The sequence below is a fragment of the Streptomyces sp. NPDC002520 genome (assembly GCF_053595235.1).
In genome coordinates this window covers 21,872-37,776 of the sequence record NZ_JBSFXG010000026.1, presented here as the reverse complement: position 1 = coordinate 37,776, position 15,905 = coordinate 21,872, and the positions used below count along the sequence as shown (strand labels likewise).

The 15,905-nt window shown below is 73.2% G+C and carries 17 protein-coding genes; 5 read left to right on the top strand and 12 right to left on the bottom strand.

The genetic code is table 11. The annotated features are described in order from the left end of the window. Positions 1-5 precede the first annotated feature (5 nt). Genes egtD through egtA form a run of 4 tightly spaced genes read right to left on the bottom strand, consistent with a single transcriptional unit; the run spans position 6 to position 4,418 of the window. Positions 6-965, bottom strand: a complete 960-nt coding sequence (egtD, locus tag ACWD5D_RS30090) for an L-histidine N(alpha)-methyltransferase (RefSeq protein ID WP_451375914.1) — start codon at positions 963-965, stop codon at positions 6-8. Continuing rightward, positions 962-1,777, bottom strand: a complete 816-nt coding sequence (egtC, locus tag ACWD5D_RS30085; RefSeq protein WP_451375913.1) for an ergothioneine biosynthesis protein EgtC — start codon at positions 1,775-1,777, stop codon at positions 962-964. Before egtC ends, egtD begins: the two co-directional genes overlap by 4 nt. Next, on the bottom strand, positions 1,777-3,108 hold the full coding sequence (gene egtB / locus ACWD5D_RS30080; protein WP_451375912.1) for an ergothioneine biosynthesis protein EgtB: 1,332 nt from the start codon (positions 3,106-3,108) through the stop codon (positions 1,777-1,779). The genes egtC and egtB overlap by 1 nt, the downstream gene beginning before the upstream one ends. After that, positions 3,105-4,418 (bottom strand): ergothioneine biosynthesis glutamate--cysteine ligase EgtA, encoded by a 1,314-nt coding sequence (egtA, locus tag ACWD5D_RS30075; RefSeq protein ID WP_451375911.1) that lies wholly within the window; start codon positions 4,416-4,418, stop codon positions 3,105-3,107. The genes egtB and egtA overlap by 4 nt, the downstream gene beginning before the upstream one ends. 274 nt (positions 4,419-4,692) lie before the next feature. On the opposite strand from egtA, the gene ACWD5D_RS30070 reads away from it, so the two are divergent. Continuing rightward, positions 4,693-5,547: a TIGR02452 family protein gene (locus tag ACWD5D_RS30070; RefSeq protein WP_451375910.1), complete on the top strand. Its 855-nt coding sequence runs from the start codon at positions 4,693-4,695 to the stop codon at positions 5,545-5,547. Between the two features lie 27 nt (positions 5,548-5,574). On the opposite strand, the gene ACWD5D_RS30065 is transcribed toward ACWD5D_RS30070, so the two are convergent. From ACWD5D_RS30065 to ACWD5D_RS30050, 4 genes are all read right to left on the bottom strand, one after another. Further along, positions 5,575-6,021, bottom strand: coding sequence for a type II toxin-antitoxin system PemK/MazF family toxin (locus ACWD5D_RS30065; protein ID WP_451375909.1), 447 nt, complete (start codon positions 6,019-6,021; stop codon positions 5,575-5,577). A gap of 163 nt (positions 6,022-6,184) precedes the next feature. Beyond that, positions 6,185-7,675 carry an SPFH domain-containing protein gene (locus tag ACWD5D_RS30060; RefSeq protein WP_451375908.1) on the bottom strand — a complete coding sequence of 497 codons (1,491 nt, stop codon included), beginning with the start codon at positions 7,673-7,675 and terminating at the stop codon, positions 6,185-6,187. A gap of 133 nt (positions 7,676-7,808) precedes the next feature. Next, positions 7,809-8,027 (bottom strand): hypothetical protein, encoded by a 219-nt coding sequence (locus ACWD5D_RS30055; RefSeq protein WP_451375907.1) that lies wholly within the window; start codon positions 8,025-8,027, stop codon positions 7,809-7,811. Positions 8,028-8,184: 157 nt separating this feature from the next. Further along, positions 8,185-9,609: an amidase gene (locus ACWD5D_RS30050; RefSeq protein ID WP_451375906.1), complete on the bottom strand. Its 1,425-nt coding sequence runs from the start codon at positions 9,607-9,609 to the stop codon at positions 8,185-8,187. A 110-nt stretch (positions 9,610-9,719) separates the two neighbouring features. On the opposite strand from ACWD5D_RS30050, the gene ACWD5D_RS30045 reads away from it, so the two are divergent. After that, positions 9,720-10,088, top strand: coding sequence for a hypothetical protein (locus tag ACWD5D_RS30045; RefSeq protein WP_451375905.1), 369 nt, complete (start codon positions 9,720-9,722; stop codon positions 10,086-10,088). A gap of 77 nt (positions 10,089-10,165) precedes the next feature. Here the strand turns inward: ACWD5D_RS30045 and ACWD5D_RS30040 are convergent, their stop codons facing one another. Beyond that, a complete protein-coding gene (locus ACWD5D_RS30040) occupies positions 10,166-10,729 on the bottom strand; it encodes an NADPH-dependent FMN reductase (RefSeq protein WP_451375904.1) in 564 nt (187 codons plus the stop codon). 101 nt (positions 10,730-10,830) lie between these two features. Here ACWD5D_RS30040 and ACWD5D_RS30035 point away from each other — a divergent pair, with 101 nt between their 5' ends. Together ACWD5D_RS30035 and ACWD5D_RS30030 are read left to right on the top strand one after the other, a co-directional pair. After that, complete coding sequence (locus tag ACWD5D_RS30035) at positions 10,831-11,511, top strand: TetR/AcrR family transcriptional regulator (RefSeq protein WP_451375903.1); 681 nt, start codon at positions 10,831-10,833, stop codon at positions 11,509-11,511. Positions 11,512-11,632: 121 nt separating this feature from the next. Continuing rightward, positions 11,633-12,646 (top strand): LacI family DNA-binding transcriptional regulator, encoded by a 1,014-nt coding sequence (locus tag ACWD5D_RS30030; protein ID WP_451375981.1) that lies wholly within the window; start codon positions 11,633-11,635, stop codon positions 12,644-12,646. A gap of 87 nt (positions 12,647-12,733) precedes the next feature. On the opposite strand, the gene trxA is transcribed toward ACWD5D_RS30030, so the two are convergent. Further along, complete coding sequence (gene trxA / locus ACWD5D_RS30025; protein ID WP_451375902.1) at positions 12,734-13,108, bottom strand: thioredoxin; 375 nt, start codon at positions 13,106-13,108, stop codon at positions 12,734-12,736. Between the two features lie 165 nt (positions 13,109-13,273). Between trxA and ACWD5D_RS30020 the strand changes: the two genes are divergently transcribed. Further along, the gene (locus ACWD5D_RS30020; RefSeq protein WP_451375901.1) at positions 13,274-14,704 is read left to right on the top strand and encodes a dihydrolipoyl dehydrogenase family protein; all 1,431 of its coding nucleotides are present in this window, start codon (positions 13,274-13,276) and stop codon (positions 14,702-14,704) included. A 27-nt stretch (positions 14,705-14,731) separates the two neighbouring features. Here the strand turns inward: ACWD5D_RS30020 and ACWD5D_RS30015 are convergent, their stop codons facing one another. Both ACWD5D_RS30015 and ACWD5D_RS30010 read right to left on the bottom strand, forming a co-directional pair. Next, positions 14,732-15,373 carry a peptide deformylase gene (locus ACWD5D_RS30015; protein WP_451375900.1) on the bottom strand — a complete coding sequence of 214 codons (642 nt, stop codon included), beginning with the start codon at positions 15,371-15,373 and terminating at the stop codon, positions 14,732-14,734. A 127-nt stretch (positions 15,374-15,500) separates the two neighbouring features. Beyond that, positions 15,501-15,848, bottom strand: coding sequence for a tetratricopeptide repeat protein (locus ACWD5D_RS30010; RefSeq protein WP_451375899.1), 348 nt, complete (start codon positions 15,846-15,848; stop codon positions 15,501-15,503). Positions 15,849-15,905: the final 57 nt, after the last annotated feature.

Genomic DNA, 15,905 nt, shown 5'->3' with positions numbered 1-15,905 from the left:
CCGCCTCACCGCGCCACGCTCAGCGACAGCGCGAAACGGCCCTCGGAATCCGTCCACCAGTGGGTCAACTCCAGGTCCGCCTTGGCCAGTTCCGTGGTCACACCCTCCTTGCGGAACTTCGCCGAGACCTCGGTGCGCAGGTCCTCGCCCGCCGCGAAGTCCACGGCGAGGTCGAGGGCAGGCACCTTGACCGTCTGCGCCGTACGGGAGCGCAGCCGCATCTCGATCCACTCCCGCCGCTCGTCCCACAGGGCCACGTGGTCGAAGGCGGCGAGGTCGAAGTCGGCGCCCAGCTCCCGGTTCACGACGGCCAGGACGTTCTTGTCGAACGCGGCCGTCACCCCGGCCGCGTCGTCGTACGCGCGCACCAGGACCCGTTCGTCCTTCACCAGGTCCGTGCCGAGCAGCAGGCCGTCGCCCGGGGCGAGCAGAGAGCGTACGGAGGCGAGGAACCCGGCGCGTTCGGCGGGCAGCAGGTTGCCGATCGTGCCGCCGAGGAAGGCCACCAGCCGGGGCCCGGGGGTGGCGGGCAGGGCGAGGGGTGCGGTGAAGTCGGCGATCAGCGCGTGCACGTCGAGTCCGGGCCGCTCCGCGATGAGCGCCTGACCGGCCTGGACGAGGGCGCTCTCGCTGACGTCGACCGGGACATAGGCCTCCAGCGAGGTCAGCGCGTCGATGAGGTAACGGGTCTTCTCCGAGGAGCCGGAACCGAGTTCGACCAGGGTCCGGGCGCCGCTCGCGGCGATCTCGCCGGAGCGGGCCACCAGGATCTCCCGCTCCGCCCGGGTCGGGTAGTACTCGGGCAGGTCGGTGATCTGCTCGAACAGCTCGCTGCCCCGGGTGTCGTAGAACCACTTGGGCGGCAGCCACTTGGGCTGGGCGGTGAGGCCGTCGCGGACGTCGGCGCGCAGCGCGGCGTCCGTCGCGTCCTCGGGCAGGGTGCGGGTCACGTGCAGGGGGCTCACGTACAGGGCTCCTTCGGTGATGGGGGCGCCCCCGCTCGAGCGGAGTCGAGAGTGGGGGAGTTCGCGGGATCCCAGGCCGGGGCGAGGCGCACGCCGGCGCGGCTCGCGGTGAGTACGGTGCGGTCGGGGACCTCCTGCCAGAGCGGGTCGTCGTCGTACGGCTCGGAGGCGACGGCCACGCCGCGACCGGGCTCGGTGCGGTACCAGAGGCTGTCGCCCCAGGCGGTGGCGGTGATGGTGTCGCCGTCGCTGAGCAGCAGGTTGAGACGGGCGGCCGGTGCGGCCTCGGCCAGCCGGCGGACCGTGTCGCCGAGGGCGCGGTCCGGCGGGTCTCCGGCGCGCAGCCGGTCGAGGGCCAGCGCCCACACGAACGCCGAGTCGGTGCGGGCCTCCATGGAGAGCAGGTCGACCGGGGGCAGTGACGGCACCAGGGGGGCGGCAGCCTGCGGCCAGCCCGGGATCGCGCCGTTGTGGCTGAACAGCCACCGCCCGGCCGCGAACGGCGCCGCCGCGGCCTCGCCGTCCGCGCCCGCGAGGGTCGCGTCCCGGACCGCCGCGAGGACGGCGCCCGAGCGCACGACCCGGGCCAGGTCGGCGAAGGACGGGTCCCCCCAGATCGGCCCGGACCGCCGGTAGCGGGCCGGCACCGGATCGCCCGGGGCGTACCAACCCACCCCGAAACCATCGGCGTTGACCGTCCCGTATCGCTGCCGCCGCGGCGCCCACGACTGCCGGTACAGGCTGTGCGGGGGCTCCACGAGGAGCCGGCCGAGCGGCTCCTCGGGCCCCAGATAGGCGAGGTGACGGCACATCAGACGGACTCCGAGCGGGCGGTGCGGAACCCGGCGAAGATCTGCCGGCGGATCGGGTAGTCCCAGTTGCGGAACGTGCCCCGGCAGGCCACCTGGTCCACGGCGAACGAACCGCCGCGCAGCACCTTGTACTCGGGGCCGAAGAACACCTCCGAGTACTCCTTGTACGGGAACGCCGTGAACCCCGGGTACGGCAGGAAGTCGCTCGCCGTCCACTCCCACACGTCCCCGATCAACTGCCGCACACCGAGCGGGGATTCACCGGCCGGGTAACTGCCCGCGGGGGCCGGCCTGAGGTGTCGCTGGCCCAGGTTGGCGTGCTCGGGGGCCGGGTCGGCGTCACCCCACGGGTAGCGCCGGGAGCGGCCGGTGGCCGGATCGTGCCGGGCCGCCTTCTCCCATTCGGTCTCGGTGGGCAGCCGGCGCCCGGCCCAGCGGGCGTAGGCGTCCGCCTCGTACCAGGACACGTGCAGCACCGGCTCGTCCGGCGGCACCACCTCGGTGACGCCGAAGCGGCGCCGCAGCCACTGCCCGCCGTCCCGGCGCCAGAACAGCGGCGCCGTGACCGAGTGCTGCCGGATGTGCGCCCAGCCCTGCGGCGTCCACCAGCGCTCGGTGTCGTAGCCGCCGTCCTCGATGAACGCCTGGTAGGCGGCGTTCGTCACCGGGGTGGTGTCGATCCAGAACGGTGCCACCTCGCGGGGGTGGGCCGGGCGTTCGTTGTCCAGCGCCCACGGCTCGGTGGAGGTGCCCATGGTGAACGGGCCGCCGGGGACGAGGACTTCGGCAGGTCCGGTGAAGACGGGCACCGGCTCCGGGTCGGGTGCGGTCAGGGCCTGCGGTCCGCTGCGCAGCTGATGGGTGATCAGCATGGTCTCGTCGTGCTGCTGTTCGTGCTGCGCGATCATCCCGAAGGCGAAGCCGGCCTCGGTCAGCCGGGTGCCGTGGAAGTCCGCGCCCTCCAGCAGGTCGAGGGCCCGCCCCCGCACCTCGGCCGCGTACCTCCGGGCCTCCTCGGGTGCCAGCAGCGGGAGCGAGGGGCGCTCGGAGCGCGGGTGCTCGAAGGCGTCGTACAGGTTGTCGATCTCGGGCCGCATCGCCTCGCGGCCGCCGACCGTCCGCAGCAGCCACAGCTCCTCCTGGTTGCCGATGTGGGCGAGGTCCCACACCAGCGGTGACATCAGCGGAGAGTGCTGGGCGGTGAGGTCGGGGTCCTCGACGCAGCTGGTCAGCAGCGTGGTGCGGGCGCGGGCGGCGGTGAGGGAGGCGAGCGCGCGCTCGCGCAGCGTCTCCGCGTCGGCCGCGGGCGTCCCGGTCTCCGGGGCGGTCATGTGCGCAGTCCCTTCGTCCCTGGGGCACGGTGGGCCGTGCCGTGCAGGCCGTCCAGCAGGTCGTCGGCCGGGCAGCGGCCCCGGACGACGTAGCGGTTCAGGTGGTCCGCCACGGCCTCGACGACCGTGGGGGTGGCGCCGAGCCGCGGCAGGGCCTCCAGCGCCGCCGTGAAGCAGGTGACGGCGGCCCCGCGGATCTCCGGGTCGGTGAGGCCGTACCGGGCCGCGTCGACCCACAGCGGGTTGTGCGGCGCGGGAAGGTTCACGGACCGCTCCGCCAGCGGTTTCACGGCCTGGTGCGCCACCTCGGTGGCCTCCGGGTCGTCGAACAGCGCCGCCGTCACCGCGAGCGGCACGATCCAGCCGTCGTCGCCGGGCTGCGCGTCGATCATCCGCAGTTCCAGGTGGCCGCGCGGACGCACCGGCGGGAACAGGGTGGTCAGGTGGTAGTCGAGATCCGCCCGGGTGGGCGGCCGGGGCGCCCGCGAGCGGGTCCACTCGCGGAAGGTCAGGTCCTCGGGCACGTCCCACGGCCCGCTGTCGCGGCGTACGCACATCACCGGGGAGTCCAGCACGTGCCGGGCCCAGCCCGCGCGCGGATCACCGTCCGGCGGGGGAGCCCCGGCCCGGCCAGGGCCGATCTCCATCCACATCCGCTGCCGGGTGGACCGCCAGCCCGTGGGTCTGCGGCCGGACAGCGGGGAGTTGGCGAACGCGGCCACCAGGACCGCGCCCAGCTGGTGCGCCAGCCACCAGCGCCGCTCGTGCCCGAGGGGTCCGGGGCCTTCGTACCCGGCGTCCAGGCAGACCTGCACGGAGGCCGACGCGCACATCATGTGCCGGCCGGCACTGCCGGTGCGGTCGAGGTACGTCTCCATGGCGTCGTAGCGCGGTTCGCGCAGGAACCGGCGGGGTGCGTGCCAGGGATCGTGACCCACGCCGGCCAGTCCCAGTGCGTCCTCGGCGAGGACCGCGCGGACGGTGTCCAGGTCGGCCGAGACGGTTTCGACGCACTCCATGAGGGAGGAGGCGGGAGGCGAACTCAGCTCCAGCTGGCCGCCGGGTTCGATCGTCAGCGGCGACTTCAGGGGCACGGTCCGCAGGGTGGCGTAGGCCGCTTCGAGTCGTTCGGGTGTCACCGGGAGCTGCGGCTGACGCAGCTCTTGAACAAGCCATTCCACTTCGACCCCGACCGTGCGGGGCGGGCCCGTCTTGAAGCAGATGCCCTGGACCAGGGCGTCCACCTCGGCTTCGGTGACGGCGGTGCGAGACTCGGTACAGTCACCACCATCGTTGAATGAGTCGGACATGTCGGGATCCTCCTGAGATTCCACCATGCCGCGGGCCCGATATTCGGTGGGCCGGGCAGGCGCTCGTCCAACCCAAGACCCTCGATCCGCATCGCACAAGGGTGTGCAACGGGACGTTCGGGATCGGTCATCTCCGCTTCCTTGCGTGTTTCCGCCCGGTCCGGGCCCGGGAAACTCCGTTGCACCGCATGACCAGCATCGCCCAGGATTCACGCATGGGCACGACGGGGGAGATCGCGCGGGCCGCGATCGCGGCGCCTACGGGGGTGGCGCCGTGAGCGCGCGCCTGCGCGGGATGGCGGCGGAGACCGAGCAGATCGTGGAGGCGGGGCGGTATCGGGCCCCGAGCGGCCAGGATGTGTCCCTCGCGGCGGCGATCGAGGCCGCCCGGGCCGGCACGCGGATGTACGGCCCCGAGCCGGTGCCGGCGCCGGTGTCAGAGCCTGGCGCGCCCGAATCCGACACGTTCTTCGAGGTCACCGGCGAGAGGACCCTGGAGGCCGCCCGCCGGCTGGCCGGCGCCCCGGTGGCCGCCCTGAACTTCGCCTCGGCCCGCAATCCCGGCGGCGGCTACCTCAACGGCGCGCAGGCCCAGGAAGAGGCCCTGTGCCGCGCCTCCGCACTGCACACGTGCCTGCTGGAGGCTCGCGCCTTCTACGACCACCACCGCGCCCACCGGGACCCGTTCTACTCCGACCGGGTGATCCACAGCCCGGCCGTTCCGGTCTTCCGCGACGACCGGGGCCGGCTGCTGGCGGAGCCGTACCCCGTCGGTTTCCTGACGGCGGCGGCCCCCAACGCGGGTGTCATCCGGCGTACGGCCCCGGAGCGCACCGGCGAGGTCCCGGCCGCCCTGGCCTCACGTGCCGAGCGCGTCCTGGAGACCGCCGCCGCCCACGGCTACCGGCGACTGGTGCTCGGCGCGTGGGGCTGCGGCGTCTTCCAGAACGACCCGGCGCACGTCGCGGGCGCGTTCCGGGCCCTGCTCGGTCCCGGCGGCCGATTCGCTCACACGTTCGAACATGTGGTGTTCGGTGTGCTGGACCGTACGCCCGGGGCGACGGTCCGGGAGGCGTTCGCCTGGGAGTTCCCGGCCGGATACGGCCGGGGCGCCCGGGTCATGCCGTAGGGGACGGGTCCCGCCGAGTCGCTCCGGTCAGGTCCAGCCGTAGCGCTGGTGGAGGCGCCGGCGGACCAGGTCGAACCGCATGCGGTCCAGGGCGCACGCCTCGCGCCGCATGCCGGCCTCGTGCAGGCGCAGTACGCGGTCCACGTCCACCCAGGAGTCGCGGCCCGTCCGGTCCCAGGGGCCGCTGCCGATCGCCACCCACTCCCGGTCGCCGTCGTGCCGCTTGCTGGACAGCTGGACGGCGAGGAAGGTGCCCGCGGCCTCCCGGGCGACGACCAGTACCGGGCGGTCCTTGCCCCGTCCGTCGTTCTCCTCGAACGGCACCCAGGTCCAGACGATCTCACCCGGGTCGGGGTCGCCGTCGTGCGCGGGGGAGTACTCGGTGCGCACCCGGCCGACCTCGCGCGGGTCGGCCTCGGTGGTGGCGTGGGGGCCGTGGCGGCCGGGGACGTTCTCTTCGGTAGTCGTACTCACGGGACGCACCCTAGTGGTCCCCTTCGGAGACTCAACGGGCGCCCGGTGCCTCGGCGGTTGGACCGCGACATCCAGGGGTCACGCCCGACGGCCGGGGCTCCCTGGTGAGGGGACCCCGGCCGTCATGAGCGGGCCGGACGGACTCGGCCGCCGGCCGGACCTGCTAGCCCTCCTGTTCCACAGGGACCTTCTGCGACGGCGGAGATGCCGTCGTCCCGCCCAGCGACGGCGTGGTGCCCTTCGCCGCCGGTCCGCTCTGGTTCATGGAGGCGAGCAACTGGCGGGCCAGGCCGAGGCCCGTACCGCCCATCGTGAGCGCCTTGGCGAACAACTCGGCCATGCCGTCGGCGCCGTTGAGCAGTACCATGTTGTCCACGTTGCCGAAGGCCGACGCGCCGGCCCGGACGATCTCCGGCCAGTTCTCGGCGAGTTGCTGGGCGACGACCGCCTCCTGGTTCTCGGCCAGGGCGGCGGCACGGGCCTTGATGGCCTCCGCCTCGGCGAGACCCTTCGCCTTGGCCGCCTCGGCCTCCGCCAGCCCCTTTGCCTGTGCGGCGGCGGCCTCGGCCTCACCGGTGGCCCGGGTCGCCGCCGCCGAGGCCGAACCCCGGGTCTTGGTGGCCTCCGCCTCGGCACCCGCGGCCGTCTTGACCCGGGTGGCCTCGGCCGCGGCCGCCAGCTCCGTCTCCTTCGCCTTGGCCTCGGCCCCCGAGATCCGCGCGTCACGCTCGGCCTCGGCCAGCGTCCGCTTCTCGTAGGCCTTGGCGTCGGCCGGCTTGCGGACGTCCGCCTGGAGCTGCTGCTCCCTGCGGTGGGCCTCCAGCTCGGCGACCCGGGTCTCCTGGACCACGACCTCCTGCCGGGCGGCCGCGTCGGCGAGCGGTCCGGCCTGCCGGGCCGATGCCGCCGCCTTGTCCCGTTCGGCCTGGTAGCCGGCCTGCAGGATCTCGCTGTCCCGGGTGGCCTCCGCCATCCGGGCGTACGACTGCTGCTCGGCCTCGGTGGCCAGACGGTTCGCCTCCGCCTGTGCGATGCGCGCGTCCCGCTGGACGGCCGCCGCGTGCGGCATCGCCAGGTTCTGGATGTACCCGGTCGGGTCCTCGATCTCGTGGATCTGCAGCGAGTCGACGATCAGACCGAGCTTCTCCATCTCCGCACCGCAGGCCGCCCGGGTCTGTCCGGTGAGCTTCTCGCGGTCGCGGATCATGTCCTCGACCGTCAACCCGCCCACGATGGACCGGAGATGACCGGCGAAGACGTTGTGGACCCGCTCCGACATCAGCCGCTGCTGGTCCAGGAAACGGCGGGCGGCGTTGGCGACCGAGACGAAGTCGTCGCCCACCTTGAAGATGACCACGCCCCGCACCTTCAGCGGAATGCCCTGGTGGGTCACGCAGTCCACTTGCAGCTCGGTCTCGTTCAGGTCGAGGGAGAGCTTGCGCACCGCCTGCACGCCGGGCAGCACCAGCGTGCCGCGCCCGGTGACGATGCGGAAGCCCATGCCCTCCTCGAGCCCCTCGGTCCGGTGCGTCGAACCGGAGATGATGAGCGCCTCGTTGGGTTCGGCGACCCGCCACATCATCTTGAACAGACCGATCAACACGAGGACGGCAACGACGACCGCCCCCGCAACGACGCCGACAACCATCGGCATACGCCCCCTTTGAATGGTGCCCGTTCGGCACCGAACGAAGGGAGTGTGCGCCTGCGCCAGGCCCGCGTGAAGATACTGACGCACCCTTGTTGCAATCTTGACGCGTACCGCCCTCACCTGGGGCGGAGCATGCTCAACTGTCGTAGGCGGCGCTGACGTAGACGGTTCGCGGGGGCAGGTACTCGACCACCATGACCACCGTGCCCGGAGTGATCCGGGCCGAGTTGTCGGCCGCGTAGGCGAGGAAGTGCTCCGCGCCGCCGCGCACCCGGACGATCACCTCGCCGACAAGCCCCGGTCCGATCGTCCCCGTCACGCGCCCTATGAGCCCGACCATCGACGCATCGTCCATGGCCACAGAGTAGGGCCTGCCCGCCGTCCGGCGTCAGGTGCGGTGGGGAGGCCGGGGTGGGCAGGACGGGTGGGGCATGGCGGATGATGCAAGGCGGTTGGGGCGGGGCTGGGCGGCGAGGCGTCGACCGGCGGCGAGGCGTCGACCGGCAGTCACCTCATGCGGCCGCGGTCGCCGGTCCGCCCCGCGGACGCGGCCACTCCTCGTACCAGCGCAGCTCTGCCTCGAGCTGGGCGGCGACGGAGACCAGCAGCGGCTCGCTGTCGGCGGGGCCGAGCAGTTGGGCGCCCACGGGGAGGCCGTCGCCCACAAAGCCGGCGGGCACGTTCACTCCCGGCCAGCCCAGCACGTTCCACGGCCAGGCGTACGGGCAGGCGGCGATCATCGCCCGGTCGGTGGCGAGCCCGCCGAGCTTGTGGATGGCGCCGATCTCGGGCGGCGGCGCGGCCGTCGTCGGGGCGAGGACCACGTCGTACGAGGAGAAGAACGCGCCGATCCGCCGGTGCAGGACCGTCTCGGCGCGCCGGGCCGCCCGCAGCGGGGCGCCGCCCAGCAGCCGGCCGAGCCGGGCCGCGTCGCGGGTGCGCGGGTCGAGCAGCGCGGGGTCGGGTGCGTCACGGACCCACTCGGCGATGCCGGCGGTGGCGCGCGGCACGAAGGTCAGCCCGATCTGCCCGTACGGCGGGTCGGCCTCCTCCACCGTGTGCCCCAACCCGGCCAGTTTCTCCGCGAGTTCGAGGATCCGGGCCCGGACCTCCGGTCGCAGGCGGGCGGGTACGGCGGTGAACGGCGGCTTCAGGGACAGGGCTATGCGCAGCCGGCCGGGATCGCGGCCGACCGCGTCCGACACCGTGAGCGGGGCCGGCCGGTGCGGGTCCCGGTCGTGGTTGCCGGCCGCCGCGTCCAGCAGCAGCGCCGCGTCGGCGACGGTACGGGCCAGGGTGCCGTTCACCGTGATGCCCTGGAAGGACTCGCCGCGCGGCCATGTGGATATGCGCCCACGCTGCGGCTTGATGCCGATCAGATGGGTCCAGGAGGCCGGGATCCGCACCGAACCGGCACCGTCCGAGCCGAGCGCGGCCGGGACCAGCCCACCGGCGACGGCGGCCGCCGAACCGCCCGAGGAACCGCCCGGGGTGTGACCGGTGTGCCACGGATTACGGGTCTCCCCGAACGCCGGGCCCTCGGTGAACGGCCACTGTCCCAGCTCACAGGTGTTCGTCTTGCCGACGATCACGGCCCCGGCCGCCCGCAGCCGCCGCACCGCCTCCCCGTCCTCGGCGACCGGCGGGAAGTCTCCCCGGCAGCCGAACGCCGTCGGCTCGCCCGCCACGTCCATGTCGTCCTTCACCGCCACCGGTACGCCGAGCAGCGGGCGCCGCTCTCCGGCGGCCAGCTCCCGGTCGGCGGCCTCCGCCTCGGCGAGCGCCGCCTCGGCGCGTACGACCCGGAACGCGTTCAGCGTCGGCTGTGTGGCCTCGATACGGGCCAGCGCCCGCTCCACCAGCGTGCGCGAGGTCACCTCCCCGGCGGCGAGGGCGTGAACGGACTCCGAGAGGCCTGCGGCGCGGTCGGACATCATGGACGGGAGCACCTCCGGAACCCACCGGACACCTTGTCTACCGAACGGTAACGTCACAGCCGTGGCCGGAGTACGGCTTGAGCACACCTGGTTCCTCGGGAGGGCCGGTCATGGGCGTCTATGTCACCATCCGGGGCTGGCTGGAGTGCGACGATCCCCAGCTCGCACGGATCCGCGCGATCACGTCGGCCGTCGACGCCGACCCCGTGTACCGGGGCGGCTGGACGTTTCCGGAGCGCCAGTGCGCCTGGCGGAGCGTGGTGTTCTTCGGCGCGGACATGCGTGCGCAGGACGTCGGCGCGGTCCTCGACCAGGTGCGTGTGCTCGCCCGGGTGCCGGCCTTCGACGAGGACGGGGACCGGGTCGTGGGGCTGTTCGTCGTGAGCCACGAGGTCGACGGCCGACAGGAGTGGCAGGTCCGGGAGGGGAGGGTGGTGACCGCGGACCTGGGGAGCCGGTACGCGTATCTCGACGAGTGAGGCCGGCGGACGGGGCCGGGATGCGAAGGGGGCCGGAGCCTCGTGAGGCTCCGGCCCCCTTCGCGGGTGCGGGCGGGTCAGGCGGCCGTGATCTCGCCCACGACGCCGTGCAGACGGGTGACGACCTCGGTGAGCTGGCCGGCGACCTCGGCGTCGTTGACCGGGTGGGTCTCGGCGAAGCGGACCACGGAGCCCGGGATCGAGAGCTTGATGTCCTCGATCACGTTGCCGCCGGCGATGCCCACGGACTTGCGGGCGTCGTCCTGGGCCCACACGCCGCCGTACTGGCCGTAGGCGGTGCCGATCACGGCGACGGGCTTGCCGGTGAAGGCGCTGGCGCCGTGCGGGCGGGACAGCCAGTCGATGGCGTTCTTCAGGACGGCCGGCATGGTGCCGTTGTACTCGGGGGAGAAGAGCAGGAACGCGTCGGCGGCCTGCGCGGCCTCACGCAGCTTCGCGGCGGCGGCCGGAACGTTGCCCTCGACGTCGATGTCCTCGTTGTAGAAGGGGATCTCGGCCAGGCCCTCGTAGACCGAGACCTCGGCGCCCTCGGGGGCGAGCTTGACGGCCGCCTCGGCGAGCTGACGGTTGTGCGAACCGGCGCGAAGGCTGCCGACGAGCGCGAGGATGCGAGCAGACATGGGGTGACTCCAAAGAGGTGAAACACTGCCGTCAGAATCCGGACCGAGGTCCGTTTAACTTTCTAGCAGACTAACCGGACCGCGGTCCAGTTTTGTTCCCGATGCTCTACGCTGGCTTCATGTCCAGCGTCCTGCCGCCCCTCCCCGAGCCCCAGGAACCCCTCGACACGCCTCAGTTGCTGGAAGTCGGCCGAGGGCCCGAGGAGCCCTGCCTGCGCGCCGACGCGGCCCGCAACCGGGCCCGGCTGCTGGAGGCCGCCGCACGCCTGATCGCGGAGCACGGCGCGGCCGGCGTCACGATGGAGGCCGTGGCCGCGGCCGCCCAGGTGGGCAAGGGTACGGTCTTCCGCCGCTTCGGCGACCGCACCGGGCTGCTGACGGCCCTCCTCGACCACTCCGCCAGGCAGCTCCAGGCCGACTTCCTCGCCGGCCCGCCCCCGCTGGGCCCCGGAGCGCCTCCCGTGGAACGGCTGCGGGCGTTCGGTGTGGCGGTGCTCTACCGCTCGGCCGAGCAGCTGGACCTCCAGCTGGCCGCGCAGCCGGAGCCGGGCCAGCGGTTCTCCCACCCCTCGGTCCTGGCGCTGCGCACACACGTCACGATGCTGCTCCGGCAGATCGTCCCGGACGGCGACAGCGAACTGCTCGCCCGGACACTGCTGGCCTACCTCGACCCCGCCCTCATCCACCATCTGACCGAGCAGTGCGGCATGCCCATGGAGCGGCTGGAGAAAGGGTGGCTCGACCTCGTCGCGCGCGTGACGGGCACGCGGTCGCCCGCGTGAGCCACGCGGGGCTTCCCTGCCCGGACACGTGCGGCCCCGGCGCTCCGGGCCGCTCGCGTACTTTCGTCCAGTGGTCAACGACGTCGCCCCGCCCGCACCCCGCATCGGCCCCTCTGCCAGGATGCGGACTGTCATGGTGCAGCTACCGAACACGCCCACGAGTGCCGATGTGGCACGCCTGGCCGGAGTCTCCCGCGCGACCGTCTCCTACGTCCTCAACAACACCAGCTCCGTACGGATCAGCGAGGCCACTCGCCGCCGCGTCCACGACGCCGCGCGCGAACTCGGGTACGTGCCGCACGCGGCCGCACGCAGCCTGCGTGCCGGACACAGCCGTATGGTCCTGATGCCCGCCCCGGCGTTCCCGGTGGGCCCCCTCTACCGCCGCTTCGTCGACGAACTCCAGTCGGCCCTCGGCCGCCTCGACTACACCGTCGTGCAGTACGGCACCATCGGCCTCCACGGTGACGAAGCCGCCCGCGCCTGGGCCGAGTTGAGACCCGTCGCCGTCCTCGTGCCCGGCTCGGGACTCGGGCCGCAGGGCGTAGCGGTCCTCCAACGGGCCGGCGCCCGGGCCGTGGTGACCCTCGGCCCCGAACGCGTCGAGGGGGCGCACGCCCTGCTCATGGACCACGACATCGTCGGCCATTGCGCGGGCACACACCTGCACGCCCGCGGCCGGCGTCGCCTCGGCGTGGTCGTGCCCGAGGAGCCAGGTCTGGAGGCCTTCTCCACGCCCCGGCTCACCGGCGTGCGCCAGGCCCTCCGCGACACGGACGCGACGGTGACCGAGCTGCCGCTCGCCTGCACCGAGGAGTCCGCCGCCGAACTCGCCGCCCGCTGGCGGGAGTCGGGCCTCGACGCGGTGTTCGCGTACAACGACGAGTACGCGATGCTGCTGATGCGCGCCCTGCAGGACGAGGGCCTGCGCATCCCCGAGGACGTGGCCGTCGTCGGCGCCGACGACCTCATGCTCGGACGGCTGCTGCGCCCCCGGCTCAGCACCGTCCGCATCGAACTGCCCTCCGGGCGCGACCTCGCGGAATTCGTGGACCGCGCCGTGCACGACCCCGGCGGGGAGCCCGAGGTCCGCAAGGTGCTGGGCGCGTCGCTGGTCCGTCGCGCGTCCAGCTGACGCGACCGCCGGTGCACAAGGGTGCCGCCCGCGGCGCACGACGCACCGCGGGCGGCACCCGCGAACAGCTTCTCCCCTGACCGGGGATTACTCGGCCTGCTCCTGCTGGGCGGCGATGCTCTTGCGGACCTCGTCCATGTCCAGCTTCCGCGCCTGCCCGATGACGTCCGTGAGCGCGGCCTCCGGCAGTGCGCCCGGCTGGGCGAAGATCGCGACCTGGTCCCGGACGATCATCAGCGTCGGGATCGACTGGATGTTGAAGGCCTGCGCCAGTTCCGGCTGGGCCTCCGTGTCCACCTTGCCGAACACCAGGTCCGGGTTGTCCGTGGCGGCCTTCTCGTACACCGGTGCGAACTGACGGCACGGCCCGCACCAGGACGCCCAGAAGTCGATGAGAACGAACTCGTTCTCGGTCACCATCTGGTCGAAGTTCTCCTTGGTCAGCTCCACAGTGCTGCTCATGGCGTGTTTCCCTCTTCCGGGTGTGGGGTTGTGCCACGGGCGCAAACGCGACCGCCCGGCAGTCTATTCCGATGCCGAGCGCCACCTCTGTTCCCTGCGTGCACGCCGGCGTCCCGCGCGTGTACCCGTGTGGCCCTCGTGTCCGTCACCCATCAGACTGACCTCATGACGGAAACGGAATCGATCGCGTACGACGTCGTGGTGCTCGGCGCCGGGCCCGTGGGGGAGAACGTCGCAGACCGGACCCGCGCCGCGGGGCTCACCACCGCCGTGGTGGAGAGCGAGCTGGTCGGCGGCGAGTGCTCGTACTGGGCCTGTATGCCCAGCAAGGCTCTCCTGCGGCCGGTCATCGCCCAGGCGGACGCGCGCCGCCTGCCCGGCCTCGCCCAGGCGGCCCAGGCCCCCCTCGACACGCCCGCCGTCCTCGCTCGCCGGGACGAATACACCTCCCACTGGAAGGACGACGGCCAGGTCGCCTGGCTGAACGGCATCTCCGCCGACCTGTACCGCGGCCATGGGCGCCTCGCCGGCCCCCGCGCGGTCACGGTGACCGCCCCCGACGGCACGGTCACGACCCTCACCGCCCGCCACGCCGTCGCCGTCTGCACCGGCACCCAGGCCCAGCTGCCCGACCTGCCCGGCCTCGCCGACGTCAAGCCCTGGACCAGCCGCGAGGCCACCAGCGCCAAGGCGGCGCCCGACAGGCTCATCGTGGTCGGCGGCGGTGTCGTCGCCACCGAGATGGCCACCGCCTGGCAGGCCCTCGGCTCCCAGGTCACCATGCTCGTCCGGGGCAAGGGCCTGCTCAACCGCATGGAGCCCTTCGCCGGCGAGCTCGTCGCCGAGGCCATCGCCGAAGCGGGCACCGACATCCGCACCGGCACCACGGTCGAGTCCGTCAGCCGGCAGAACGGCACCGTCGTGGCCGTCACCGGCACCGGCGAGCGCATCGAGGCCGACGAGATCCTCTTCGCCACCGGCCGCATCCCGCACACCCAGGACATCGGCCTCGACACCGTCGGCCTGGAACCCGGCTCCTGGCTGGAGGTCGACGACACCCTCCGCGTCACCGGCACCGACTGGCTGTACGCGTGCGGCGACGTCAACCACCGCGCCCTCCTCACCCACCAGGGCAAGTACCAGGCGCGCATCGCCGGCGACGCCATCGGTGCCCGCGCCGCGGGCAGCACGCTCCGGGACGAACCCTGGGGCGCCCACGTGGCCACCGCCGACCACTACGCCGTACCCCAGGTCGTCTTCACCGACCCCGAGGCCGGCGCCGTCGGACTTTCCCTCGCCGAGGCGGAACAGGCCGGCCACAGCGTCCGTGCCGTGGACGTCGAGTTCAGCTCGGTGGCGGGCGCGGGCCTGTACGGCGAGGGCTACAAGGGACGCGCCCGCATGGTCGTCGACCTCGACGAGGGAATCCTGCGCGGCGTCACCTTCGTCGGCCCCGGCGTCGGCGAGCTGGTCCACTCCGCGACGGTCGCCGTCGCCGGCCGCGTCCCGGTCGACCGCCTCTGGCACGCGGTCGCGTCCTACCCGACACTCAGCGAGGTCTGGCTGCGACTGCTGGAGGCCTACCGGGGCAAGTGACCTCCCGGCTCCGGCAGTTCGAAGCCGTCACGGCAGCTCGAAGCCGAGTGCCTCGGCCGCGGCCCGCGGGGTCGGCTGCGCCCAGCGCGCCGCCACCGCCTCGTTCGTCGACAGGGAACGCGGTTCGGCGCGGTCGAGGTACAGCACACCGTCCAGGTGGTCCGTCTCGTGCTGCACGATCCGGGCGGGCCAGCCGGTGAACACCTCGTCCACGTCGGCGCCGTGCTCGTCCTGGGCGCGCAGTCGTACCTCGGCGTGCCGGGCCACGACGGCCTGCCAGCCGGGCACGCTCAGACAGCCCTCGAAGAAAGCGGCCCGAGCGGTGCCGACGGGCTCGTACGACGGGTTGACCAGGACCCGGAACGGCTGCGGGACCCGGCCCCGGACCACCGCCACCTCCTCGGGCACCGGCGCCGGGTCCTCGATCACCGCGATCCGCAGCGGCACGCCCACCTGCGGGGCGGCCAGGCCGACGCCGGGAGCCGCGTGCATGGTGGCGCGCATGGCCTCGACGAACCGGGCCAGCAGGGCGGGTGCGAGCTGACCGTCGTACGGCTCGGTGCCCTGCCGGAGCACCGGCTGTCCGGCCGCGACGATGGGCAAGGGGCCGCCGGCGGCGAGGAGTTCCTCGACCCGCTCGGCGAGGTGCGCGCGATCACTGGGTGCCATCGCGTCAGGATGCCATGACCGCCCGCCGCTCCGCGCGACCGCGCCGGCCCGTGCCACCGGCGCCCGTCGGCCCGAGACGTGCGAAGGGCCCGGTCCCCTGACGGGAACCGGGCCCAGCGCGTGCTGCTCAGTCCTGCGGGAAGTCACCCGCGAGGGCCGCGGCGATGCGCAGGTGCTGCTCCGCCTCGTCGTGCCGCGCCTGCCGCTCGAGCGTGCGGCCCAGCATCAGCCGGGCGTAGTGCTCCACCGGGTCGCGCTCCACGATGGTCCGCAGCTCGGCCTCCGCTCGGCGCAGCTGGGCCGAGTGGTAGTAGGAGCGGGCCAGCAGCAGCCGCGGTCCGGTCTGCTCCGGCACCTCCTCGACCAGGCGGGAAAGCACCCGAGCCGCGCTCGCGTAGTCCTTGGCCTCGAAGAACTTCTGCGCGCGCTCCCAGCGCTCCGCCTCGGTTCCGTGGTCGTAGTACGTGATCTCCACTCTGACCTCCTTCGACGCGTAGAACCCGCGGGGGTCATTGAATATTCCACTACCTGT

Excerpts from the sequence above, each read along its gene's own strand:
- ACWD5D_RS30055 (WP_451375907.1), bottom strand. The coding sequence starts at position 8,027 with ATGGACGATGCGTCGATGGTCGGGCTCATAGGGCGCGTGACGGGGACG.
- egtB (WP_451375912.1), bottom strand. The coding sequence starts at position 3,108 with ATGACCGCCCCGGAGACCGGGACGCCCGCGGCCGACGCGGAGACGCTG.
- egtC (WP_451375913.1), bottom strand. The coding sequence starts at position 1,777 with ATGTGCCGTCACCTCGCCTATCTGGGGCCCGAGGAGCCGCTCGGCCGG.
- ACWD5D_RS30035 (WP_451375903.1), top strand. The coding sequence starts at position 10,831 with ATGCTCTACGCTGGCTTCATGTCCAGCGTCCTGCCGCCCCTCCCCGAG.
- ACWD5D_RS30020 (WP_451375901.1), top strand. The coding sequence starts at position 13,274 with ATGACGGAAACGGAATCGATCGCGTACGACGTCGTGGTGCTCGGCGCC.
- trxA (WP_451375902.1), bottom strand. The coding sequence starts at position 13,108 with ATGAGCAGCACTGTGGAGCTGACCAAGGAGAACTTCGACCAGATGGTG.
- ACWD5D_RS30060 (WP_451375908.1), bottom strand. The coding sequence starts at position 7,675 with ATGCCGATGGTTGTCGGCGTCGTTGCGGGGGCGGTCGTCGTTGCCGTC.
- ACWD5D_RS30040 (WP_451375904.1), bottom strand. The coding sequence starts at position 10,729 with ATGTCTGCTCGCATCCTCGCGCTCGTCGGCAGCCTTCGCGCCGGTTCG.
- ACWD5D_RS30030 (WP_451375981.1), top strand. The coding sequence starts at position 11,633 with ATGCGGACTGTCATGGTGCAGCTACCGAACACGCCCACGAGTGCCGAT.
- ACWD5D_RS30050 (WP_451375906.1), bottom strand. The coding sequence starts at position 9,609 with ATGATGTCCGACCGCGCCGCAGGCCTCTCGGAGTCCGTTCACGCCCTC.
- egtA (WP_451375911.1), bottom strand. The coding sequence starts at position 4,418 with ATGTCCGACTCATTCAACGATGGTGGTGACTGTACCGAGTCTCGCACC.
- ACWD5D_RS30015 (WP_451375900.1), bottom strand. The coding sequence starts at position 15,373 with ATGGCACCCAGTGATCGCGCGCACCTCGCCGAGCGGGTCGAGGAACTC.
- ACWD5D_RS30045 (WP_451375905.1), top strand. The coding sequence starts at position 9,720 with ATGGGCGTCTATGTCACCATCCGGGGCTGGCTGGAGTGCGACGATCCC.